Origin of the sequence: Streptomyces sp. CA2R106 (assembly GCF_037034245.1) — a bacterium.
GTDB lineage: Bacteria > Actinomycetota > Actinomycetes > Streptomycetales > Streptomycetaceae > Actinacidiphila.
Window position 1 is genome coordinate 254,150 of the sequence record NZ_JBAGKC010000003.1, and the last position, 23,577, is coordinate 277,726.

The window sequence follows — 23,577 nt, forward strand, 5'->3', positions numbered from 1 at the left end:
CTCCTCTCTTTCTTTGCTGCCTGGTCTTGGGTGCCTAGGCGGCGGTCAGCCCTTGACCGACTTGCGGTAGACGGACGCGGAGCGGTTGAGGATGGTGTCGACGCTGTCCTTGCCGATGGGCGTCATCTTGTAGAAGTCCGGGCCCGCCGCGTCCAGGGCGGCGCCGGCCGGCACCCACGGGGTGCTCAACTGCGCGAACGCGTCGGCCATGTGGGAGTTCTGCCAGTCCATCCACGGCAGGCTGTTGGTGAGCGCGGGCTGGGTGGAGACCGAACCGGTCTGCTTCAGCCACTGCTGGTAGTTCTCCGGCTCGGAGAACATCGACAGCCACTGCATGGCCAGCGTCCGGTGCTTGGCGCTGGTGGGCACCACCCAGGTCAGGTCGGGCTTGAGGGTGAGGCGGTTGGCCGACGCGTCATCGGTGCCGGGCATCGTGAAGAAGCCGGTGTCGAGCTTGGGGTTGGCCTGCTGGATGACCGCGCCGTCCCACGAGCCGTCGAGCAGGAACGGGTAGTCGTCGGTCTTCGCCGCCCACACGCCGGGCGCGGTCAGCTGGGCGACCCCGGCCGCGTTGGGCTCGATGTACTTCATGACCTGCTCGTAGCGGTCGGAGGTCTGGTGGTAGACCGGGTCGTTCCAGGACTGGGTGCCCTTCCAGAAGGCGTCGGCCCGGTCGCTGCCGACCCGCACCGACTCGGCGGGCTTCTTGCCCTGCATGAGGACCTGGTTCTCCACGCCCTGCCACACGCCGCCCTGCATGCCGTCCTTGCCGGACACGAAGATCGGGGTGACGCCGGCCTTCTTCAGCGTGGCGCAGTCGTCCAGGAACTCCTGGAAGGTGGTGGGCACGCTCATGTGGTACTTGGCGAGCAGGTCCTTCTTGTACCACATGGCGCCGGCGGCGGAGTACTCCGCGGCCATCACGCCGTAGATGCCGCCGTTGCGGCCGGCCGCCGCGGCCTGGGCGGCCTGGTCGTAGTGCTTCATGAACGGCTGGTTCTTCAGGTCCACCAGCTGCCCGGCCTGGATGAGCGCGGCCGCGCCCTGGGCCTTCAGGCTGGTGTAGCTCGGGGCGAAGCCGGCCTGCGTGGGCGCCTGGAGTGCCAGCACGTCCACGGACTTGGACTGGAGCAGGCTGTTCCAGAGCGTCCCCCAGGCGCCGTTGGAGGTCGGCGCCTGCTGGAGCTTGACCTTCACGCCCGGGTGGGCCTTCTCGAACTTCGCGTCGAGCCACTGGGTGAACTGGATGGCGCCGGGGTTGGTCCACTCGGCGACGTTCAGCGTGGTCGTCGCGCCGCCGCTGCCGGAGGAGCTGGAGCAGCCGGTCAGCACACCGGCCAGGCATACGGTGGCGGCCGTCAGGGTCACGGTGATACGGGGTCTCATGAGGGTCGCTCCTTGGAACGGACAGCGGGTCGGACGGTAGGGGTGGTGCGGGCGGTCGGGTCGGTTGCGGTGCGGGGCCGGTTGCGGTGCGGGGCCGGTCAGGGGCGCTGGAGGGCGCCGTCGGCGCGCCGCGGCGGCTTCCACGCCCGGCCGGGTGCGGCGGGTAGGCGCGGCGGGTAGGCGGCGGCGAGCTTCTCGTCGAGGTCGACGCCCAGGCCCGGCCGGTCGCCGGGCCACAGGTGGCCGTCGCGGATCTCGGGGCAGCCGGGGAACACCTCGCGGGCCTCGGGCCCGAACAGGTGCTGCTCCTGGATGCCGAAGTTGGGTGCGGCCAGGTCCAGCGCGAGGTTGGCGGCGTGCCCGATCGGCGAGACGTCGCCGGGCCCGTGCCAGGCGGTGCGCACCCCGAACAGCTCGCAGGTGTTCGCCAGCCGCCACGCCGGGGTGATGCCGCCGATCGCGGAGACGTGCACGCGGATGAAGTCGCACAGCCGCTCCTGGACGACCGGGCGGTACTCCGCGGGGTTGGTGAACAGCTCGCCGATCGCGATCGGGGTGGCGCTGCGGGCGCGCAGCACCCGCAGCCACTCGAGGTCCTCCGGCGCGACCGGGTCCTCCAGGTAGAACAGGTCGTACGGTTCCAGGTCCGCGGCGATCCGCACCGCGTCGGTGGGGTGCACCCGCTCGTGCACGTCGTGGATCAGCTCGACCTCGGGGCCGGCGTGCTCGCGCAGGTGGTCGAAGAGCCCCAGGACGGTGCGCCGGTAGGCGGCCGGGTCCCAGGCGTTCGGGGTGAGCGGGCGGTGGGCGCCGGCCGCGGCAGCGGCGGCCGGCGCCCCGTAGGTGCCGGCGCCCGGCACGGCGACCTGGCAGCGCACGTGCCGGTAGCCGTCGGCCATCAGCGCCAGCACCTCGTCGGTGACCTCCTCCACGTCCCGCCCGGCGGCGTGCGCGTACACCGGCACCGCGGTGCGGCAGCGCCCGCCGAGCAGCTGCCACACCGGCATCCCGGCCTGCTTGCCCTTGATGTCCCACAGCGCCATGTCCACCCCGGACAGCGCGTTGTTGAGCACCGGGCCCGACCGCCAGTACCCGCTGACGTGCAGGGTCGCGGCGATGTCGGTGATGTCGGCCGGGTCGCGGCCGACAAGCTGCGGGGCCAGGTACTCATCGACCGCGGTGGCGACCGCCGCGGCGCGCTGGGTGAAGGTGGCGCAGCCGAGCCCGTACAGGCCGGGTTCGCTGGTGTCGACCCGGACCACGACGAGCGTGGTGCCGGCCGGCGCGGTCAGGATCGTCCTGACGCCGGTGATGCGGACGCCGGACGGCTGCGCCCACGGCGGCTCGACCGGCTCGGGGGTGGCGGCTTGGTCGCTCACGGGAGGGACTCCAGGTTCGGTGCGGCGGGGAGGCGGGCGGGCGGGGGATCTGCCGGGGATCTAGCGGCCGATGCCCCAGCGGGTGTCGACGCGGCCGCCGGTGAACTGCGCGCCGGTGCCCCAGAACGGCGCGAAGTTGTAGCAGCCGGAGGTGGGCGGCTCGGTGGCGGTGGTCGAGTAGGTGGCGCCGTGGCCGCCGGTGCCGGCGTCGGTCACCTGGACGGCGAAGGTCGCCGGGGTGACGGTGCCGGGGGTCGCGGCCTGCACCGCGGCCTGGAGTTCGGGCAGTTGGCTCCAGGCGAGGGCGATCTCGTACCGGGTCTGCTTGCCGGTGTCGTCGCGGGAGACCAGGACGCGGCCCTCGGTGCCGCTGCCGGGTGCCGCGTCGAGCGGGCCGAGCGGGGTCGGCAGGTCGGCGTTGGTCGGGTAGTACGTCTGGTAGTTGGTGCCGGGGGCGAGCTGGCGGTGCAGCTCGGAGACGTTGCCGGTGGCCAGCGTCGCGACGTACAGGTGGGAGATCGAGCGCAGGCACTTCTCGTAGTGCGGGTCGCCGGCGAGCAGGTCCTCGGTCTTGTCGGCGACGGCGTCGAAGGCGAGCTGGATGCTGTCGGCCTGGAACGGGAAGAGGTACGCGTTGTCGCCGAACGGCACGTGGGAGAGCTGGACGTCGTCCTCCACGACGGCCCTGACGTACAGGAACGACTGGTCCCAGGCGGCCTGGAAGGCGTACGACTTGGTGTCGCCGGCCGCGGTGGTGCTGGTCAGGGTCACCGGGATGACGCCGTTCCACTGGCTGGCGCTGCCGCCGACGGTGATGGAGCGGAAGGGCAGGTAGGCGACCTGGACGTCCTGGGTGCCGGTCTGGTGCGCCTCCGGGCGGCCGGCCACCGTGGCCTCGTAGCCGACGGGGTAGCGGTTGCTGTCGCTGACGGCGAACGCCTTGACCGGGAAGGACAGGGTGCGGGCCTGTCCGGGGGCGAGCCGGACCGACGGCGACACCGCGGGAGCGAGCTGCCAGCCGGGCGGCGGGGTGACGCGAAGCCGCGCGTCGAGGGGGTGCGGGGTGGTGTTCTCCACCCGCACCTCGATGGCGCTGGTCGCGTCGAGCGGCTTGACGAAGGACAGCGGGCTGATCTTCAGCGGCGTGTCGTAGGCGAAGCACGCGCCGCGGGTCAGCAGGGTCTTCAGCGCGGCGGGGGTCAGGTCGCTGTCGAAGTACAGCACCTCCCAGGGGCGGAGCGGGAGGGTGACCTCGGCGGAGCTGCCGTCGGCGAGCTGCCGGCCGAGGTAGTCGTACACCCGGACGCCGCGCGCGCCGTCCAGGGTGAGCGTGCCGGTGTGGCCGGCGCTCTGGTGCTCCTCGGTGCCGTCGTAGAGCTGGTCGGCGTAGAGCGCGGCGCGGCCCTTGCCGTCGGCGCCGCGGAACAGGAAGCCCCAGGTGGACTTCGCGTCCGGGTACAGCTCGCTCTCCAGCTTCGCGTCCTCCAGCAGGGAGGTCATCGCGGAGTAGGCCACGACCGCGGGCCGCGGGGTCTTGGTGGCGTAGTCGTAGATGTTGAACTCGACGCCGGAGTAGGTCTTGTCGTAGGACAGCGAGAACCAGAAGATCCGGATCGGCGAGTCCTCCTCGGCGCCGGCCAGCATGTGCAGCAGATAGGTCGGCGCCACGGTGCGGGCCACGCCGTAGGGGGCCTGGCCGGCGGGGACGTCGGTGAAGCTGGTGCTCTCGGCGGTACCCAGCTCGGTCTGCCACTGCCCGGCGCGGCCCTTGGTGCGCGACCCCTTGCGGTCCATCCGGATCTGGGTCTTGGTCATCGCGTACTGAGTCGGGTCGGGGTAGCCGTAGGCGTGGTTGACCGAGCCGTCGATGTAGCCGGTGTCCTTCGAGCCCTGCGCGTAGACGATGTCGCGGTTGTAGGTGACCGAGCCGCCGCCGATGAGGTTGACGTCCGGGAAGTCCGGCTTGACGCGGTCCCAGATCAGCTTGCACATGTCGCGGTAGTCCTGGGCGTCGCCGGTCTTCCACGCCCAGCCGTGCACCCACGGCTCGTTCCAGATCTCCCAGTTGGGGACCAGGTCCTGGAGCGGGGCGATGGCGTGGTAGACCATCTCGGCGTGCGCGGCCAGGTCCTTGGGCCGGTTCTGGTAGACCAGCAGCGGCTTGCCGTCGGCGTCGGGCTGCACGTTCCAGGACATGTTGTAGTTGATGAAGCCGAGCGGCTCGATGCCGTGGTCGTGCCAGTCGGCGATCTCCGCGCGGGCGGCGTCGACCTGGGCCTGCTGCCAGAACACGCCCGGCGCCGGGCAGACGGTGTCGGGCTGGACGGCGATGACGCCGCGGGTCCACTTCACCCCGATGCGCTGGGCGATCTGCCGGGTCAGGGCGGTGTCGGACTCCGCCCGGATGCCCAGACCGAACGCCGAGCCGGGGCGGCGGCCCTCGACGGGGGGACGGATGACGCCGAATCCGATGGTCTGGCCGAGGAGTTGGGTGCCGGAGGCGGCGGTGACGGTGGCGGTGACCGCGTAGTAGTCCGGGCCGAAGGAGCCCAGCGGGATGGTGGTGGTGCGCTGCGTGCCGGCGGCGGCGGTGAATCCGGCGGTGCCGGTGGCCACCGGGTCGCCGCCGCGCGGGGCCACCGACCAGGCGATCGAACCGCTCAGCGCGGTCGCCGGGTTGAACACGACGAGCAGGGCGGGCGCCGCCTCGGCGGCGCCGCCGGAAAGCGGGTAGAGCCCGGTCGGGTCGGAGAAGGCCAGGGCCACCGCGGGGGCCGCGGCGGCCTGCGCCGCGGTGCCCTCGGGGGTGGCGGCGCTCGCGGCCGGGGCGGCGGCGAGGTCCAGGGCCCCGGCGGTCGCGGCGCCCACCGCGGCCGCGGCGCCGAAGCCGACGACCGTGCGGCGGCTGACCTGCCCGGGGGCGTGCGCGGCCGGCTCGGTGCGGTCGGATCTGTCGTGGTTGTCGGTCACGTGGGTTCTCTCCAGTCTTCGGCTCTTCGGCTCTTCGGCTCTTCGGAACGGGAGCGGGTGTCGGGTCACGCCGGCCTGACGACGCACAGGCCGGCGGGCGGAACGGCGATGGCGGCGGGCCCCGGGCCCAGGGTGCGCAGGTGCGAGCCCGCCGGGCGGCCGCAGGCGTCGAAGGTGTCGAGCCGTACGGCGGTGGCCGCTCCTTCGACGTCCAGCACCACGCGGTCGGCGGCGGTGGAGTTGACCAGGGCGGTCTCGGTGCGTCCGGCCAGCGGCAGGCGGGCGTGGGTGTGTTCGGCGAAGAAGGCCGCCACGGCCCGCTGCCCCAGCTGCGCGGTGACGGTCGGGTGGAGCTGGTCCGGGCGCCCGGCGTCGATCAGGCCGCCGGTGAGGACATCGCGGTGGCTGCGCCAGAAGTCCAGCCAGAACACGGTCGCCGCGTGCTGGTCGGCGGGCAGGCCGGCCAGCGCGACGGACAGCTGCGGGGTGGCGAACAGCGCGGAGTGCAGCTGGCGTGCGGCGGTCTGCGGGGTGGCGGAGCGGTCCCACATCAGCATGTCCGAGTGGACGGCGCCCGAGGTGGCGAGCAGGCCCAGGTCGAGCGTGCGGACCCGGTTGGCGGTGGCGTCGCCCGGGCAGTCGGCGGCCCGCAGCAGGTTGCCGAAGGCGAGCATGCCGGGCCCGGTGTACGGCTGGCGCAGTTCCACCAGCAGGTCGTCGCCGCGCAGCGCGCGCAGCCGGTCGCGGACGTCGGCCAGCAGCAGCCGCAGCCCCTCGCCGACATCGGCGACGTCACCGGCACCGCCGATACCGCCGGCATCGCCGCCGTCACCGCCGCCGGACGGGGTGCTCCCGGGCGCGGTGGCGGCACCGGTGCCGCACTCGGCGGAGGCACCACCTCCGGCACCGGTGCCGTCATCGCGCCCGGCGGCGCCGGTCCCGCCGACCGGGTCCAGGTCCGCGTAGGCCGCCGCGAGGTCGAGGAAGTCGATCTTCAGCCCGTCCAGGTGGTGGCGGCGGACCAGCTCGACGCAGGCGTCCGCGGCGACCTCGCGGGCCGCCGCGAGCCGCGGGTCCAGCACCCGGCAGCCCAGCCGCGGGATGGCGTGCGGCGCCAGGTGCGCGAACTTCCGGTGGGCGGCGGTGCGTTCGCCGACGATGAGCGGCGCGATCCACGCCATGTACCGCAGCCCCAGGCCCTGCACGGTCCGCACATGGGCCGCGAAGTCCGGGAACTTCGCCGGGTCCGGCGTCCAGTCGCCGCTGCCGGAGTAGCCGGTGCCCTTCGCGTGCAGCTGCCATCCGTCGTCCAGCAGCAGCACCCCGCAGCCCGCCGCGGCGGCGAGCTTCGCCTCGGCCTCCACGTCCGCGGCGCCCACGTCCCGGTGCATCGCGTACCAGGTGGAGTACGCCGGCTCCCGGCCCGCGGGCGGTACGGGCAGGGCGTCCGGCACCGCGAGGGCCGCGCCCAGCGCGCGGACCGCGGCCGCGACCGGCGACCCGGCCGGCTGGAGCACCACCCGGCAGCTCTCACCGGCCCGCAGCTCCACCGCCAGCCAGACCCCGAACCGGGCGGTGTCCTCGGCGAGGCCGAACCGGACCCGCGTGGTGGCGGCGGGCCGGTCGGCGCCGAAGGCCAGCAGCGCGCGCCCGGCCGTGTCGTACAGGCACCCCAGCGGCGCGGACTCGGCGGGCCCGACGGTGCGCCAGCGGCTCGCCCAGTCCGCGGTCAGATGGCGGTCCCAGCCGGCCGACGGGTGCCAGTAGCCGGCGGCGTCGCCGAGCGGGACGTCCAGCCGGAGTACGGCCGTGGTGTCCGCGGCAGCGGACAGCCGCAGCTGCCGCGCACCGGCCGGGCCGGGCTCGACGGCCAGGCGCGCGCCCTCGGTCAGCAGGCCGGCCTGCGCGCCCAGCACCGCCGCCGCGTGGCGGGCGTCGGCCCACAGGCGGGCGGGTTCGGCGAAGCCGGGTACGGCCGTCTCGGCCATCACTGCTCCTTCTCAGGTCGGGTGGCAGGTCGCGGTGTGCGGGTGCTGCGGTATGCGGGTGCTGCGGGAAGCATGCGGCGAACAGGCGGGATAACCTTGTCCCGCGCCGAGCCGCTCGGTGAGCGTGCGAGGCGGTACGAAGTGGCCAGGTCCAACGCCGACGAGGGGCACATGACCGCACGTCAGGGCGACAGGCCGAGTACGGGAACCAAGAGGCGGCCGCTCTTCCGCGGTCGTGCTGAACCATAGCCCGCCGAGACAACGTTGCCTATAGGTTTCGCGCCAGTAGCCGGGAATTACTTCGACGGCCCCGGGGACGAAGGCCGCATCACGGCGTGCACGGCCCCATCACGCCTGTACATCACGCCTGTTGACGCCGCATTCGGCCGCGACAGCCCACGGGAATCCGGCCACCCGGCGGCCGTGCGTGACCAACTCGGGCCAACGTTGTCTCAGCTATGAGGGCGTTGCGCAGCCCGGCCCGGCACAGGCCGTCGAGTCCGCACCAGCCGCCCCACGGGCCGCGCTTCAGTCCGTGAAGTAGTCCGGGTACTGCTCGCGCAGCGCGGGCGCGTAGCGGTGCCCGCGGCCGATGTGCGCCCGCAGCACCTCCTGCCCGCCGGCGGCGTCCCCCGCTTCGAGCGCGTCGATCACGGCCGTGTGCTCCTCGATCAGCTCGCGCACGTTCGACGTCTCCGGCTGAGCGAGCCGGCGCAGCCGGTCGAGCTGGACCTTCATCGGCTGCATCACGCTCCAGGCGCCGCGGTAGCCGCTGATGACGAAGATCTGCTCGTGCAGGGCCTCGTCGGCGTCGAAGAAGCCGGTCAGGTCGCCGTTCGCGTGGCAGCGGACCTGCGCGGCCAGCAGATCCCGGCAGGCGGCCACGTCGCGGTCGGGCCGGCCGCAGGCCACCGCGAAGGCGGCCAGTTCCAGGCTCTCCCGGACGAACCGGGCCTCCTCGACCTCGCGCAGGCTGATCCGCCCCACCGTCGTGCCGACCTGCGGGACGACCGAGACCAGCCCGCCGTCCGCCAGCCGGGCCAGGGCCTCGCGCAGCGGCGTGCGGCTGACCTGGAGGCTGGCGGACAGGTCGGTCTCGGAGAGCGAGGCACCCGGCGGGATGCGCAGGTTGCGGATCGCCGACAGCAGCTCCTCGTAGACCCGGTCGGACGCGCGGACCCGGCCGCGGGCGATGGGCCGAAGGGGGCCGGCACCCGGCCGGGTGTCCGCGGAGGAGCTGCTCACCGATCGATCCTTCTGGGTAGGCGCCTGCCGGAAGTCCGGCAGGGCCCAGGATAGGCGGGACGCGGGCCGGGTCCGGCCCGTGTCCCGCCGGGGCGCTCGGTGCGCGGTCAGGGCTTGGCGCCGCGCCCGGAGCGGCGGCCGTTGCCGCCCGGGCCGCGGCTGGTGACGGTCCAGTCGGAGAAGTCGTACACGACGCACTGGCTGCCGACCCTGGCGGTGAACTTCGTGCCCTGCCGGTCCTGCTGGAGCCAGGGGGTGTCGAAGAGCTTGAACGCGTCGTACCGGATCGGCTTGCCGTCCACCAGGTGGGTCGCGCCGGGGGCCTGGGCGGGGTCGTCGAAGGTGAGGTCGAGGTCGTGGCCGCTCAGGCTGTGGTAGACCAGCCGCGGTTCGGCGTCGCCGATGTGGCTGGTGTCCAGCCGGGTCCTGGTGGTCAGCGCCGTCGCGAAGGCGTCGAGGCTGGCGTAGGTGGAGGTGTCGCCGGTCTCCAGCACCCAGCCGTTGGTGTCGGCCTGGCTGCGCAGGATGTCGTAGCTGTAGCTGAGGGTCGTCGTCGGGTGGATCTGGGTGGTGGTCTTCACCTTGTTCGACGGGTCGTTGGGCGTCTGGTGGTACCAGGTCGCCGGCTGGGCCGTCCTGAACGCGAAGTACATGGTGCCGGTGTCGACGACGGTCCAGCCGTCGACCTGGCGGCGCTCCTTGATGGACCCGGTGTCGGGGAAGAGCGCGTTGAGGTAGTTCTCGGTGCTGTCACCGGAGGACTTGTAGACGCCGAGCGCGGTCGGGCCGTCCTGCATGACGCGCTGCTCGGCCGGGTCGTCGTAGTTGCCGACCGGCGCGTTGCCCTGGTCGATCGAGACCCGGAAGAGCGGGTCCGCCGCGTCGGACTGCCAGCGCAGGTCCAGCGGCTGGTCCTCCAGCCAGTCGTCGGTCCTGCGGTACTGCACCTCGGTGGCCAGGCCCCAGGTCGGCCGGACGTAGCTGGTGCGGTAGATGTCCGTCGGGTCGCCGCTGGAGTTCTGGAGGTTGGTCTTGTAGGCGGTGTAGGACTTGTCGGTCATCCGGCCGATCCGCACCGCGAGGGCGGGCGGCTGGTAGGCGGTGCCGGACCAGGCGAGCAGGCCGACGTACTCCAGGTCGGGGCGGTAGGCGTCGGGCGCCGGGTTGTCCGACTCCCCCACGCCCTCCTGCGCGCGGTGCTCCCCGAAGTACGTCCAGGCCAGCGCGGTGTGGTCGGCCGGGCGCCAGGTCGGGTCGCCCACGGACGCCAGGTCGCCCTTGGCCCGGCTCTCGGAGGAGACCAGGTAGCCGTCGTCCCAGTCGTTGGCCCACTCGAACCACATGACGTCCATGGCCGTCTTGGCCTCGGTGCGCAGCTCCTGGTCGGTGGACCACTGGTAGATCGCGTTGAGGCCGAAGTACGTCATGATCGTGTACTCGGGGCTCTCGTACTCCGCCCAGCCGTCCTTGACCGCCTGCTGGACCATCTCCTCGATGTTGGCCTTGCTCTCGGCCATCAGCTCCGCGCCGGAGGTGCCGTCGGTGTCGGCGACGCCGGGCAGGTACTGGCCGACGAGGTAGCCGGTGACATAGGTGCTCATCCGCAGGTTCTCGGTCTGCGGCAGCTTCTTGTAGCTGTACTGGCCGAAGTAGGTGGCCACGTCCTGGAGCATCGCGGCGCTGTACTGGTCGCCCGCCATGAGGTAGGCGTACATCCGCGACAGCCACTTGTACTCTTCGTAGTCGTAGCCCTTGTAGAGGGTGTCGAGCTTGGTGAGGGCGGCGGTCGTGTTCTCGTGGTCGACGAGTTGCGCGGTGTACTGCGCGACGTTGATCGGCCCGTCCTCCTCCTTCATGGCCTTCGTCTTGTCCCACAGCCACTGGGAGCGGGTCTGCTGGGTGCCCGGGTAGGGCGCGGGGTTGTCGGGCACGTACGCGGAGGTCGTGGCGTGCAGCGGGGCGCTCATGGCGCTGACGTGGCCGAAGGCGTCCTTCGCCCGGACGGTGAAGTCGTAGCCGGTGCCCGGCATCAGGCCGCCGACGACCGCGGTGGTGGTCGAGCCGCTGACGGAGGCGACCTGGTAGCCGTCGCGGAAGACGTCGTAGCCGGTGACGCCGGTGTCGTCGGTGGACGGGCTCCACCCCAGCGGGACGCTGTTCTGCCCGGGGGTGCCGGCGATCAGGGACGTGGGGGCGGTCGGCGGCGCGGTGTCGGTGACGGAGCCGGCGTCGTACACGTCGAGGTTGTCCACGGCGACGGCCTCGTCGGTGCCGCCGGTGTCGACGCGGACCTGGAAGCCGAGTTCGACGGTGGAGACCAGCCGGGTGCCGCCGTTGGGCACGATGGTGAAGCGGTACTGCGGTATGTCGGTGTCCGAGACCGGCTGGAGGGCGCCGGAGGTGTTCTGGTAGGCGGCGGTGGTGGTGAGGCTGACCGGCGGCACGGGGAACTGCGGCACCGTGGCGTTGTCGAAGTTGCCGAAGGAGACGCGGGCGTAGATGTCCTTGGCGACGGGCTTGTCGCTGGCCTGGGTGCGGGCGAGGTCGAAGGTCAGCACGAACTGCTCGGCGGGGCTGCCGGCCGGTTCGCTGTAGACGGCGTTGATCCGGTCCTTGAGCGAGCCGGTGGAGAAGCGGTGGTAGAAGTAGCTGGCGAGGTTGGTGCCGTCGGACGCGTCGCTCAGCTGGAGGGCGTTGTCGCCGCCCACGCTGACGATCTGCTGGCTGCCCCCGGTGGTGGTGCTGCCCTGGGTCAGGGGGCTGGTGCCGCTGTCCATCGTGGTGTCCATGTCCGCCGCGAGCAGGTTGACGGGCGTGTCGTCGGCTGCTGCGGCGGCGACGGCACCTTGGCAGGGTGCCGCGAGAAGCACCGTGACGCACACTGACGCCACGGTTGCGTACAGGACCTTCATGGATCGTCCTTCCATGACGCCGGCCGGCCGGCCGGCTATTTGACGGCTCCCGCGGTCAGGCCCTTGCTCCAGAAGGCCTGTAGGGAGACGAACATCGCGATGACGGGGATGACCGAGAGCATGGCTCCGGTGACGACGGTGGTGTAGCCGATGGGGTAGCCCTGCATCTGGCGCCAGCCGACCAGGCCGACGGTGACCGGTTGCAGCGAGCTGTCGGCGAGCATGAGCGAGGGCAGGAGGAAGTTCGTCCAGATGGCGACGAACTGGAAGAGGAAGACGGTGACCATGGCGGGTGCCATGATCCTCATCCCCATGGTGAAGATGCGCAGTTCCCCCGCACCGTCGATCCGGCCGGCCTCGATGAGCGCGTCCGGGACGGACGAGGCGGCGTAGATGCGGCTGAGGTAGACGCCGAACGGGCTGACGATGCTGGGGATGAACACCGACCAGAAGGTGTTGACGATCCCGGTGTGGCTGAACAGCAGGTAGAGCGGGACGGCCAGGACGGGGGCGGGCAGCAGCACCGCGGCCAGCACGGTGCCGAAGACCGCCTCGCGGCCGGGGAAGGGGAACTTCGCCAGCGCGTAGCCGCACATGGCGGCCAGCAGGGTGGCGACGATGCCGCCGCCGACGGCGTACAGCAGCGAGTTGAGCAGCCAGCGGGAGTAGATGCCGCCCTGCGCGCGGAAGAGCGTCTGGACGTTGTCCCACAGCGCGAAGTGGTGGCCGAACCAGAAGCCGTCGCCGGCGAAGAGTTCGCCGCTGTCCTTGGTGGCGGAGACGACCAGCCACCACACCGGCAGCAGGAAGTAGAGGGCGAAGAGCGTCATGACGCCGAGGGTGACCAGCCGCGTGGTGGGGTTGATCGTCGTCAGCGGGCTGCCGGTGCGGCGCCGGCGCGGGGGTGCGGCGGGGGCGGCGGCCTCGGCGGGGCCGGTGGGGTCGGCGGGCGGGTGGAGGGTGCTGGTCATGAGTCGGTCCTTCGGGCCGAGGCACGGAAGACGGCGACCGACAGCACGCAGATCAGTGCGCCGAGCACCACCGACTGCGTTGCCGCGTAGGTGAAGTTGTTCGAGGACACCGAGCGCAGGGTGGCCATGATGGGCGTGTAGGTGGAGGACAGGTTGGGCGCCACCGACTTCATGGTGGCCGGCTCGTTGTAGAGCTGGAACGTGCCGATGATCGAGAAGACCAGCGTCATCAGCAGGGCGGGGCGGATCTGGGGCACCTTGATCAGCAGTGCGGCCTTCCAGCCGGTGCAGCCGTCCACCGCGGCGGCTTCCATCGTCTCCGGCGGGACGGCCTGGAGGGCGGCGTGGATCAGGATGGTGTTGTAGCCGGTCCAGGCCCAGGTGAGGATGTTGGCGATGGCGAAGGGCAGCGCGGTGTCGGTGACGAAGCCGGCGTGGATGCCGGCGGAGTCCAGCAGCCGTACGACCGGGCTGAGCGAGGGCGCGTACAGGAAGGACCAGACCAGGCCGGCGATGACGCCGGGCAGGCCGTAGGGCACGAAGTACGCGACGCGGAACAGGCGCCCGGTCCTGACCACCGCGGAGTCGAGCAGCAGCGCGAGCACCAGGGCCAGGGCCAGCATCGCGGGCACCTGGATGACGCCGATGAAGGCGACGTGCGCGAGGGAGTGCAGGAAGTCCGTGTCGTGCAGGACGCGGGTGTAGTTGTCGGCGCCGGCGAAGACCGTCCTGGCGCCGGTGAGCCCGAGGCCGGAGCGCTTCTCGGTGAACAGGCTCTGCTCCAGGGCGTATCCGGTGGGGATGAGGTAGATGACGGCGAAGAGCGCGAGGAAGGGCAGGACGAAGGGCGCGGCTCGGCGGAGTTCGCGAAGTCGGCGCCGGCGGTCGGTGGCGGCGGACGTCACGGTGGACACGGTCACCTTCTCTGGGGCGGTGCTGCGGGTCACTTGCTGACGGAGAAGCCCTGCGACTTCAGGGCGCTGACGGTGCTTCGCTGGGCGCCGTCGAGGGCGTCCTGGTAGGTGCCCTTCCTGGTGTGGACCTTGCCGAGGCCGTCGCCGAGGCTGGTGGCGGAGGTGGCCATGATCGGGCCCCACGTCCAGTTGTCGTCGACCTTGGCCGCCTCGGTGCGGAAGAGCTGGTAGATGCGCCGGCCGCCGTAGTAACTCTGGGGCGCGTCGAGCGCGGGGCTGGCCAGTCCGGACTTGGAGGCGGGCAGGATCGCCGCGGCGGAGATCAGGTTGGACACCGAGCCGCTGTCGGTCGACATCCACAGCGCGAAGTCGGTGGCCTCCTTGGGGTGGGCGCAGTCCTTCGTCACGGCGGTGGCCGAGCCGCCGGAGTTGCCGACCGCGTCGGAGCCGGCCCAGCGGGGCATGGGCGCGACGGCCCACTTGCCGGCGGAGGCGGCGGCGTTGTCGCGGATGAGGGAGGCGGACCAGACGGGTCCGACCTCCGCCCAGACCGAGCCCTTGTTCCACGCGGAGTACAAGGTGGCGTCGAAGGCGGGGTAGGAGGTGAGCAGGCCCTTGTCGGTCAGGCCCTGCCAGTAGGCGGCGACCTTGCTGTTGGCGGGGCTGTCGAACGACACCGACCAGGCGTCGTTCTTCGCGCCGAACCAGGGCGCGCCGGCCTGCCAGGCGAACCCGGCGTACAGGTAGGGGTCGCTGGGCGCGTTCATGATGCGCGCGGCGGGGTCGGCGGCCTTGACCTTCGCCGCGGCGGTGGCGAAGTCGTCCCAGGTCTTCGGGACGGCGATGTGCGCCTTGGCGAAGAGGTCGGCGCGGTAGAACATCGCCATCGGCGCGGTGTCGACGGGGACGCCGTAGGCCCTGCCGTCGACGCCCACGTTGTTCCAGACCCAGTCGGGGAACTGGGCGCGGTCCTGCTTGACGTAAGCGCTGACGTCCTTCAGGGCGCCGGCGGCCAGGAAGCTGGCGAAGGTCTCGTAGCCGATCTGCGCCAGGCAGGGCGCGTTGCCGGCCTTGGCGGCGGTGAGCATCTTGTCGTAGCCGCCGGCGCCGCCGTTGGTGATGGCCTGGTACTTCACGTGGACGTCCGGGTGCGCCTTGTTCCACAGCGCCACCGACTTGTCGTAGCCGGCGGCCCAGCCCCAGAAGGTGATCTCGGCGGGGCCCTTGCCGGCGGCGGACGATCCGCTGCCGCCGCCGCAGCCGGTGAGCATGAGGGTGGTGGCAGCGAGGATCGCCGCGGCGGTGAGCCCGGCCCTGTGCTTGGTCATGACGTCGTCCCCTTGGTCTGCTCGTACGGCGCGGTGCACGGGTGCCGCCCGGCCGATGGCGAGGCATACTTGCATACAAGTACACTGGCATGCAAGGATTCGGACATGACCGCTCCCCCACCAGCGCGCATGCCGGAACAGGCGCCGTACGCAACCGCCGGAGTGCTGACGCCGATCAGCCGGGACGGCCGGCGCACCCGCACCTCCGACCTCGTCCACGACGAGCTGGTGGCCGCGATCCGCACCCTGCGCCTGGCCCCCGGCGCCTGTCTGTCGGAGACGGAGATCGCCGAGCGCCTGCACGTCAGCCGCACCCCCGTGCGCGAGGCCATCGCCCGGCTCGCCGACGCCGGCCTCGTCCACGTGGTGCCGCAGGTCGGCACGCGGGTCGGGCTGATCCGGCTGTGGGACGTGGCGGAGGCGCGCTTCGTCCGCGAGAGCCTGGAGGTCTCCGCCTTCGAGGCCGCCTGCCGCAGTCCCGCGCTCGACACCGGCGCCCTGCGCGACCTGCTGGACCGGCAGGAGGACAGCTACCGCGCCGGCGACCACGACGCGTTCTTCCAGGCCGACGAGGCCCTGCACGCCGAGGTGTTCGCCCTCAGCGGCTACCTGCGCGCCTGGCAGGCCGTGCAGCGGATGAAGCTGCAACTGGACCGGCTGCGGCGGCTGGCGCAGCCCGACACCGCCAGCATGCGCGACCTGATCGACGAGCACCGGCTGATCATCGACGCGCTGTCGGCCCGCGACGTCGAAGGCGGGCGCCGGCTCATCAGCCGCCACGCCAGGCGCGCGCTGGAGCGGGTGCCGAAGCTGTGCGCGCAGTACCCGGACTACTTCGCCGACTGACCGGGACGCTCCGGTCGGCGGTCCGGCCCCGTGTCCCCCTTCGCGTCCCCCGTGTCCCCTCCTTGCGTCCCCCTTGTCTCCCCTCCAACCGAACGGATCACCGTGAAGCACCTGCGGGTCGGCCGGGCATGACCATTCGACTCTCCCTCGGCCACATCGACACCTACGACGACCGGGTCGCCACCTTCGCGCACCAACTCGGCCTGACCGGCGTCCAGTTGCACACACCGGACCTGCTGCCCGGACGCGAGGGCTGCTGGAGCCTGGCGGAGCTGCGGGCACTGCGCGAGCGCTGCGACGCGGACGGCCTGGCGATCGACGGGCTGGAGAACGTGCCCCTGGCGCACTTCTGGAAGATCCAGCGGGGCCTGCCGGGCCGGGACGAGCAGATCGAGAACTTCCGCACGACCCTGCGCAACATGGCCGCGGTCGGCATCGACCTGCTCGGCTACAACTTCCTCGCCACCTACGTGTGGCGCACCGACATGGCCGCGGCCGGGCGCGGCGGCGCCAAGGTGAGCGCCTTCGACCTAGCGCGGGTCCCGCAGGGCAACGCGCTGGCCGGCTACCGGCTCACCCCCGACGAGCCGGTGGCGGAGCCGATCAGCGCCGAGGACATGTGGGCCCACCACCAGTACTTCCTGGACGCGGTGCTGCCGGTGGCCGAGGAGGTCGGGGTGCGGCTCGCGCTGCACCCGGACGACCCGCCGGTGGACGAGCCGCTGGGCGGGGTCGCCCGGATCTTCACCTCGCCCGCCGCCATCGCGCGGGCCCGCGCCCAAGCGGGCGGCAGCCCGTCCTGGGGGCTGAACCTGTGCCTGGGCACGGTCTCGGAGATGGCCGGGGAGGAGAGCGTCGACGCCGTCATCGACCTGCTCGGCCCGGCCATCTTCTACGTGCACTTCCGGGACGTGCGCGGCACCGTGCCGAGCTTCACCGAGTGCTTCCTCGGCGAGGGCAACCTCGACCCGGCGCGGGTGATCCGCCGCCTGGCGGCCGCCGGGTTCGACGGCTTCCTCATCGACGACCACGTCCCGGCGATGATCGGCGACCTCGACACCTGGGGCGACATCTCCTCGGCGGCGTACTGCAGCCGCGGCCGGGCCCACGCGATCGGCTACCTGCAAGGGGTGCTCAACGCCCTGGACCTCGACGGGCCGCCGCACCGGGCACCCGGCCGGGCACGGGTCCGATGACCCCGGCAACGGAAGGCGCTCTTGCCCGCTGAGCCCTGACCACGCGCGGGCGGGGCGGACGGCGCTTCGCCCGTCCGCCCCGCCCGTGCGCGTGGTGCGCGTCCGGCGGCCCGGTTCCTTCAGCCGCTCAGGGCGTCCCGGACCTTGTCCGTCATCGCGGCGAACGGCCCGGTCAGGGCGACCATCGCGGGGCGGCCGGCCGCGGACGGGTGCGGGTGCGTGGGTGCGAGCCGCTCCGCCCGCGCCAGCCGCTCCCCCATGGTGTGCCGGTGCTCGGCGGTGCACTCGCGCAGGATCGAGGGGAACTCCTCGCTCTCCTCGTGGTCGGCGTGCTCGCCGACCGCCCGTTCGAACTCCCCGATCGCCGCGTCGAACTCGGCGCTGTCGGGGTCCATCCGCTCCAGCCGCTTGAGCACCTCGGTGGCCTCGGCCTCCTCGGTGTTGCGGTGCTCGGCCTCCTGCTCGCCCGCGGTGCGCTTCGCGACCGGCCGGACGATCAGCTCCTCGGCGACTTCGTGGACCGCCAGCAGCGCGCGCAGCTCGTCGAACGCCTGCCGGCGCGCGTCGCCGCGGGTGCCGCGGACGGTGGCGAACAGGTCGCGGATACGGGCGTGCTGGGTGAGCAGCACCGCGACCACGTCGCCGTCGGGAAGGCGGGCCGCCGCGGTCCGTTCGATGGTGGCGGAACTCATGCTCGGCTCCCTCTCGGGTCGGACGTCGATCTTCGTACGCAGGGGCGCCTCACCCCTCACGGCCCCGCCAAACCCCTTCGGCCCCCGCGCGTCCCCGCTACCCCGCCCGTACCCGCGCCTCCGTGGGCCGCGGCGCGCCGGGCGGGACCGCTCGGGGGACCTCGGGCGGCGGGACGCTCGGCCCGGCCCGGTGCGGGGAACGGATGGCCGGGTGCGCGCCCCCGTCTGCCCACGCGGCCGCCGCACCGGTCCGAGCGGGCCGCCGCCTTGAGGAGAGGAAGCACCAGTGAAAGCACTGACCTGGCACGGCAAGCGCGATGTGCGCGTGGACACCGTTCCCGACCCGGTGGTCCAGGACCCGACGGACATCGTGGTGAAGGTGACGACCACCGGCCTGTGCGGCTCGGACCTCCACCTGTACGAGGTGTTCGGACCGTTCATCGACCCGGGCGACATCCTCGGCCACGAGCCGATGGGCGTGGTGGAGGAGGTCGGCCCCGAGGTCACCGCGGTGCGGCCCGGCGACCGGGTCGTCGTCCCCTTCAACGTCTCCTGCGGGACCTGCTTCATGTGCGGGCGCGGCCTGCACTCCCAGTGCGAGACCACCCAGGTCCGCGAACACGGCAAGGGCGGCTCGCTCTTCGGCTACACCAAGCTCTACGGCCAGGTGCCGGGCGGCCAGGCGGAATACCTGCGGGTGCCCTTCGGCAACACCCTGCCCATCGCGGTTCCGCCCGGCCCGCCGGACGACCGGTTCGTCTACCTCTCGGACGTCCTGCCCACCGCCTGGCAGGCGGTGGAGTACGCCGCCGTGCCCGAGGGCGGCAGCGTGGCGGTGCTCGGCCTCGGCCCGATCGGCGACATGGCCGCGCGGATCGCCGCCCACCGCGGCGCCGGCCAGGTCATCGGCATCGACGTCGTGCCGGAGCGGCTGGCCCGCGCCCGGGCCCGCGGGGTCCACACCTTCGACCTGTCCGCGTACGGCGACAAGCTCACCGACGCCGTGTACGACGCCACCGACGGCCGCGGGCCCGACTGCGTCATCGACGCCGTCGGCATGGAGGCGCACGGCGCGCCGCTGGCCCAGGGCATGCAGCAGATGACCGCGCTGCTGCCGGACCCGCTGGCCGCGTGGCTGATGCAGCGCGTCGGCGTCGACCGCCTCTCCGCGCTGTACCTGGCCGTCGAGCTGGTGCGGCGCGGGGGCACCATCTCGCTGTCCGGGGTCTACGGCGGCATGGCCGACCCGCTCCCGCTGCTCACCCTGTTCGACAAGCAGGTCCAGTTGCGCATGGGCCAGGCCAACGTCCGGCGGTGGGTGGACGACCTCCTCCCGCTGCTGACCGACGCCGACCCGCTCGGTGTCGACGACTTCGCCACCCACCGGGTGCCGCTGGCGAAGGCGCCCGACGCGTACGCGATGTTCCAGAAGAAGCAGGACGGCGCGGTCAAGGTGCTCTTCACGCCGTGACCGGGCGTCAGCGGCCGGGAGCGGGCGGGACCGACGAGTGCGGGGCCGCGTCCACGGCGGCGCGGACGAAGGCCCGTACGCGGGCGGTGGTGCGGGACTCCGCCCAGACCGGCCCCCGCAGGATCGGCGGGGCGTCGGTGATCGGCACATAGGCGATGCCGGGGTGCGGGAAGGAGCCGGGGGTGTGCTCGCCGACCGGCAGGACCCCGCGCCCGAGGGCCACCAGGGAGAGCATCTCGGAGAAGCTCTCCCCCTGCGGGCCCCGCGGCACCGGCCGCCCGCCCGGGGTGCGGCTCGGGGTGCGGTGCTCTTTGAACGACCGCGAGGTGGCCTGCGGGTACTGGATGACGGGGTGGTCGGCGAGGACCTCCAGCGACACGGCCGGCTCGCGGGCCAGCCGGTGCCCGGCCGCCACCGCGAGCACCTGGCGCTCCCGGATCAGCGCGGGGCCGGTGGCCATGCCGTCGAAGGGGAACGCGGCCAGCAGCACGTCGACGGTCCCGTCCGACAGGTGGGCGCGGGTGGTGGCCAGGCGTTCCTCGTGCACCCGCACCTCGCAGTCGGGGTGGCGCCGCTGGAAGAGCTCGACCCCGCGCAGGAGCACCGGCGCGGTGGTCGCGCCGAGGAAGGCGACGTGCAGCACGCCGGTCACCCCGCGGGCCGCCGCCACCGCCCGTTCCAGGGCGGCGTCCAGGCCGCGGACGATCGGCCGCAGGTCCGCCGCGAGCTGCTCGCCGAGCGGGGTGAGCCGGACCGTGCGGCTGGTGCGCTCGAACAGCGGTGCGCCGACCCGCCGTTCGACCGCCTTGATGGTCCGGCTGATCCGGCCGGTGGTCAGCCCGAGCCGTTCGGCGGTCCGGCCGAAGTGGAGCTCCTCGGCCAGCACGAGGAAGGCCGCCATCTCGTGGCGCTCCCACACGAGCCGCCTCCCGCTGATCGCCGACCGTTGTTCCTGGGGCAACGATCCTATGCCGCTTGGTGCTTGGTCCCGCCGGCCGGCCCCGCGAGGGTGGTGCCAGGCAGGCGGTCCGGGCCCCGGACCCCGCCAGTGAACGGAAAGAGGGAACGCCATGCGTGTCACCGGATTCGACCACCTGGTCCTCAACGTCGCCGACGTGGAACGCTCGCTGCGGTTCTACTGCGGCGCCCTCGGCCTCGCGCCCGTCCGCGTCGAGGAGTGGCGCGCCGGCCGCGCGCCGTTCCCGTCGGTGCGGGTGAGCGCGGACACCATCGTCGACCTGGTCGCCGGGGAGCGGGACGGCCGCAATGTCGACCACTTCTGCCTGGTCGTCGAACCGCTCGACTGGGACGAGGTGGTCGCGTCGGGCGCGTGGGACGTGGTCGACGGCCCCGGCCCGCGCTTCGGCGCCCGCGGCACCGCCACCTCGCTCTACGTCCGCGACCCGGACGGCAACGTCATCGAGCTGCGCTGCTACTGATGCCGGGGGCGCCGCTCGTTGAACGCGTCGGCGGCCCGGTCGTTGAGGGCGCTGCCCCAGGCGCGCAGCCGGCGCAGCACCGGGTTGGCCGGCGCCGGATCGACGTCGCGGCCCTCCGCCAGGCCCGGTCCGGGCGCGCCGTCCGTCCCGCCCGAGGGGAGGGCGCGGGCGGCGAGCGCCGTCATACGGACGGTGAGCGCCGGGGCCACGCCGTGGGCGAGGCCCGCCGCCTTGGCCGCGGGCGTCAGCACCAGCCGGGTCCGGCGCGCCTCGACGGCCCGGACGATGCGGTGCGCGGCGCGCTCGGCGTCCATCGACAGCAGCGGGGTGCCGGCCAGCGCCGAGAACCACCCGAACTCCGCGGCCCGGTCGCCGCCGAACTCCGCGGCCAGATGGGAGCCGGTGCGCATCAGCCCCGGGTGCACCGCCGTCACGCTCACCTGCCGCTCCTCGGCCCGCAGCCCCTCCGCGAGCGCGGCCACCGCGGACTTCGCGCAGGCGTACGGCACCAGGTGCGGCGGGGTGACAAGGCCGCCGACCGAGCCGATCAGCGCGAGCCGGCCGCCGCCGGGGCTGCGGCGCAGGTAGGGCAGGGACTCCAGGGCGGTGTGCACGGCGCCCATGAACATCGTCTCCAGCGCCGAGCGGAACTCGTCGGCGCCGATCGCGTCGATCGGGGCGACCTGGATGATGCCGGCGTTGGCGAGGACCACGTCGATCCCTCCGTGGGCGCCGGCCGCCTCCCGCATCAGCGCCCGCACCGCGTCGCGGTCGGTGACGTCGCACACCTGGGTCCGTACGCGGGCGTGTCTCGGGGCGCCGGCGTCCAGGTGGGCGGCGGCCGCGTCGAGTTCGGCCGCGTCGCGGGCGGCGACCGTCACGTCGCAGCCGAGGTCGGCCAGCCGCCGGGCCATGAGCAGGCCGAGGCCGCGGGAGCCTCCGGTGACCACCGCGGACCGGCCGGCGAGGGCGGAGTCCGCGCGGGTGCGGGTATCGGCCATGTCCCTACCTCCTACGGCAGCGGGTGCCGGTGCGGGCGGACAGGTTCCCGACCCGGCGCAGGGTCCCCGGGTACCCGCAGGGGCGGCCGTCTACCGCGGGGCGTGCCCGGAAAGTGCGCGGCCGAGCCGGGCGGCAGGGGTCAGGTCGCGTCGCCGCCGGAGTGGGCGCCGGGGTCGGGGTCGGGTGCGCCGCCTGTGGCGGGGTGCGTGTCCAGGGCGAACACGGCGAGCAGGTCGTCCACGGTGGGGCCGGAGTCGGCCGGGTGGCGCAGCAGGGTGCCCTGCGGGATCTCGTAGCGGTTGGAGCGCCCTATACGGGTGTGCTGGAGGTATCCGTCGCCCTCCAGGTCCGCGATGATCTTCTGCACCGCGCGCTCGGTCAGCAGGCAGCGGGCCGCGATGTCCCGCACCCGTACCCCGGGGTCGCGGGCGATGGTGGCGAGCACCCGGGCGTGGTTGGTCAGGAAGGTCCACGTGGGACGGGAGTCGGTTGGTTCGGGCACGGTCTCACCTTACGGCGGCTGATTTGCGTAGCTCAAGTCACGAACCAAATTTCGTGTATTTCTTGACGTGCTCGAAGCGGGCGGGCAAGCTCTGGGTACAGCCTGCGACGCATTGGAGGTAGGTCGTTGACCGTCATCGAGCCCACGCCGACCCTCGGCAGCAGTAAGCGGGCGCGCACGGGCGGCGCAGCGCCGAGGACGTCCTCGTACCAGGACTTCGACTCGGGCCTGGCCGTCCGCACCGTCGAGAGCGGCGGCCACACCCGGGCCGCGGTCACCGGCGAACTCGACCTGGCCACCGCCCCGACCGCGGGCGACATCCTGACGGACTGCCTCGTCCTCTCCCCCGCCGGGTTGGACGTCGATCTGGGCGACGTCGCGTTCTTCGACTGCGCGGGCCTGAACATGCTGCTGCGCCTGCGGGCGCGGGCGCTGGACCTCGGGGTCGAACTGGCGCTCTCCGCGCTCTCGCCGAGCGTCACGCGGGTGCTCGACCTGTCCGGCACCCGCGAACTGTTCGCCTCCCCCACCAGGACCTGCGAGGCCCGGGTGGTCCGCCCGGCCCGGCCCGCCTGACCGTCTCAGCCGCCACAGCCGCCCCACCCTGAGCAGCCTCCCCACCCGGCGCCGCGCATGATCCGCGGCGCCGGGGGCACCCGACCGGCAGGCTCCGCGCGCCCCGCACGGGGCCGCGGACGCGGGGGCGTACGGCGAAGGAGGGCCACCGCGATGAAGCCGTCCGACGACCGGCAGCCGTCACCGGCGGCGGGGCGCCATGAGAGCGAGGAGGAGCGCGCCGACCGCAGGTGGGGCGATCTCCTCCAGGAGCTGCGCGTCGCCCAGACCGGGGTGCAGATCCTCTTCGGCTTCCTGCTCACGGTGGTCTTCCAGCAGCGTTTCACCACTCTGTCCGCCACCGACCGGCACATCTACGTGGCGACCGTCGTGCTCGGCGCCGCCACCACCGGGGCGCTGGTCGGACCGGTCGCCATGCACCGGCTGCTCACCGGCCGCCGGCTCAAACCGGAGACCGTCGTCCTCGCGTCGCGGCTGACCCTGCTGGGGCTGTGCCTGCTGCTGTGCACCATGGCGTCGTCGCTGCTGCTGGTGCTGCGCGTCGCCGTGCACGACCCGGCCGCCGCCTGGCTCGTCGGCGCCCTGGTCGCATGGTTCGTGCTGTGCTGGATCGTGCTGCCGCTGTGGGCCAGGCGCCGCAACGAGCGCCACGAAAACGACCAGCACCACGAGCGCCACCAGCACGACGATCACCACGACCGCTGACCGCGCCGGGGCGGACCCGCCCCCCACGAGCCGCCCCCCGGCCCGGGCCGCCATC

General features: G+C 73.0%; 19 protein-coding genes. 6 read left to right on the top strand and 13 right to left on the bottom strand.

The genetic code is table 11. From position 1 onward, the window contains the following. Nucleotides 1–45: 45 nt before the first annotated feature. The 9 genes from WA788_RS06750 to WA788_RS06790 form a co-directional block, all read right to left on the bottom strand. Complete coding sequence (locus tag WA788_RS06750; protein WP_335972446.1) at nt 46–1,386, bottom strand: ABC transporter substrate-binding protein; 1,341 nt, start codon at nt 1,384–1,386, stop codon at nt 46–48. A 98-nt stretch (nt 1,387–1,484) separates the two neighbouring features. Beyond that, nucleotides 1,485–2,765 carry an enolase C-terminal domain-like protein gene (locus tag WA788_RS06755; protein ID WP_335972447.1) on the bottom strand — a complete coding sequence of 427 codons (1,281 nt, stop codon included), beginning with the start codon at nt 2,763–2,765 and terminating at the stop codon, nt 1,485–1,487. Nucleotides 2,766–2,825: 60 nt separating this feature from the next. Beyond that, nucleotides 2,826–5,735 (bottom strand): hypothetical protein, encoded by a 2,910-nt coding sequence (locus tag WA788_RS06760; RefSeq protein ID WP_335972448.1) that lies wholly within the window; start codon nt 5,733–5,735, stop codon nt 2,826–2,828. 65 nt (nt 5,736–5,800) lie between these two features. Further along, nucleotides 5,801–7,723 (bottom strand): alpha-galactosidase, encoded by a 1,923-nt coding sequence (locus WA788_RS06765; protein WP_335972449.1) that lies wholly within the window; start codon nt 7,721–7,723, stop codon nt 5,801–5,803. 528 nt (nt 7,724–8,251) lie between these two features. Further along, the gene (locus WA788_RS06770) at nt 8,252–8,968 is read right to left on the bottom strand and encodes a GntR family transcriptional regulator (RefSeq protein ID WP_335972450.1); all 717 of its coding nucleotides are present in this window, start codon (nt 8,966–8,968) and stop codon (nt 8,252–8,254) included. A gap of 107 nt (nt 8,969–9,075) precedes the next feature. Further along, nucleotides 9,076–11,880, bottom strand: coding sequence for a fibronectin type III domain-containing protein (locus WA788_RS06775; RefSeq protein ID WP_335972451.1), 2,805 nt, complete (start codon nt 11,878–11,880; stop codon nt 9,076–9,078). Between the two features lie 35 nt (nt 11,881–11,915). Further along, complete coding sequence (locus WA788_RS06780) at nt 11,916–12,851, bottom strand: carbohydrate ABC transporter permease (protein WP_335972452.1); 936 nt, start codon at nt 12,849–12,851, stop codon at nt 11,916–11,918. Continuing rightward, on the bottom strand, nt 12,848–13,765 hold the full coding sequence (locus tag WA788_RS06785) for a carbohydrate ABC transporter permease (protein ID WP_335972453.1): 918 nt from the start codon (nt 13,763–13,765) through the stop codon (nt 12,848–12,850). Before WA788_RS06785 ends, WA788_RS06780 begins: the two co-directional genes overlap by 4 nt. Before the next feature lie 29 nt (nt 13,766–13,794). Further along, on the bottom strand, nt 13,795–15,093 hold the full coding sequence (locus WA788_RS06790; protein ID WP_335972454.1) for an extracellular solute-binding protein: 1,299 nt from the start codon (nt 15,091–15,093) through the stop codon (nt 13,795–13,797). Nucleotides 15,094–15,198: 105 nt separating this feature from the next. Between WA788_RS06790 and WA788_RS06795 the strand changes: the two genes are divergently transcribed. Together WA788_RS06795 and WA788_RS06800 are read left to right on the top strand one after the other, a co-directional pair. Next, a complete protein-coding gene (locus WA788_RS06795) occupies nt 15,199–15,939 on the top strand; it encodes a GntR family transcriptional regulator (protein ID WP_335972455.1) in 741 nt (246 codons plus the stop codon). 128 nt (nt 15,940–16,067) lie between these two features. Next, complete coding sequence (locus WA788_RS06800) at nt 16,068–17,135, top strand: mannonate dehydratase (protein ID WP_335972456.1); 1,068 nt, start codon at nt 16,068–16,070, stop codon at nt 17,133–17,135. 119 nt (nt 17,136–17,254) lie between these two features. On the opposite strand, the gene WA788_RS06805 is transcribed toward WA788_RS06800, so the two are convergent. After that, the gene (locus tag WA788_RS06805) at nt 17,255–17,827 is read right to left on the bottom strand and encodes a hemerythrin domain-containing protein (protein WP_335972457.1); all 573 of its coding nucleotides are present in this window, start codon (nt 17,825–17,827) and stop codon (nt 17,255–17,257) included. Between the two features lie 286 nt (nt 17,828–18,113). Between WA788_RS06805 and WA788_RS06810 the strand changes: the two genes are divergently transcribed. Continuing rightward, nucleotides 18,114–19,298, top strand: coding sequence for a zinc-dependent alcohol dehydrogenase (locus WA788_RS06810; protein WP_335972458.1), 1,185 nt, complete (start codon nt 18,114–18,116; stop codon nt 19,296–19,298). Between the two features lie 7 nt (nt 19,299–19,305). Here the strand turns inward: WA788_RS06810 and WA788_RS06815 are convergent, their stop codons facing one another. After that, a complete protein-coding gene (locus tag WA788_RS06815; RefSeq protein ID WP_335972459.1) occupies nt 19,306–20,217 on the bottom strand; it encodes a LysR family transcriptional regulator in 912 nt (303 codons plus the stop codon). A 151-nt stretch (nt 20,218–20,368) separates the two neighbouring features. Here WA788_RS06815 and WA788_RS06820 point away from each other — a divergent pair, with 151 nt between their 5' ends. Continuing rightward, nucleotides 20,369–20,737, top strand: coding sequence for a VOC family protein (locus WA788_RS06820; protein WP_335972460.1), 369 nt, complete (start codon nt 20,369–20,371; stop codon nt 20,735–20,737). On the opposite strand, the gene WA788_RS06825 is transcribed toward WA788_RS06820, so the two are convergent. Next, complete coding sequence (locus tag WA788_RS06825) at nt 20,731–21,738, bottom strand: SDR family NAD(P)-dependent oxidoreductase (protein ID WP_335972461.1); 1,008 nt, start codon at nt 21,736–21,738, stop codon at nt 20,731–20,733. The genes WA788_RS06820 and WA788_RS06825 overlap by 7 nt on opposite strands. A gap of 140 nt (nt 21,739–21,878) precedes the next feature. Continuing rightward, entirely contained in the window at nt 21,879–22,241 is a 363-nt protein-coding gene (locus tag WA788_RS06830; protein WP_335972462.1) for a helix-turn-helix transcriptional regulator, read from the bottom strand. Between the two features lie 126 nt (nt 22,242–22,367). Between WA788_RS06830 and WA788_RS06835 the strand changes: the two genes are divergently transcribed. Together WA788_RS06835 and WA788_RS06840 are read left to right on the top strand one after the other, a co-directional pair. Continuing rightward, nucleotides 22,368–22,817: an STAS domain-containing protein gene (locus WA788_RS06835; protein WP_335972463.1), complete on the top strand. Its 450-nt coding sequence runs from the start codon at nt 22,368–22,370 to the stop codon at nt 22,815–22,817. Between the two features lie 153 nt (nt 22,818–22,970). After that, entirely contained in the window at nt 22,971–23,522 is a 552-nt protein-coding gene (locus tag WA788_RS06840) for a DUF6328 family protein (RefSeq protein ID WP_335972464.1), read from the top strand. The last annotated feature ends 55 nt before the right edge of the window (nt 23,523–23,577 follow it).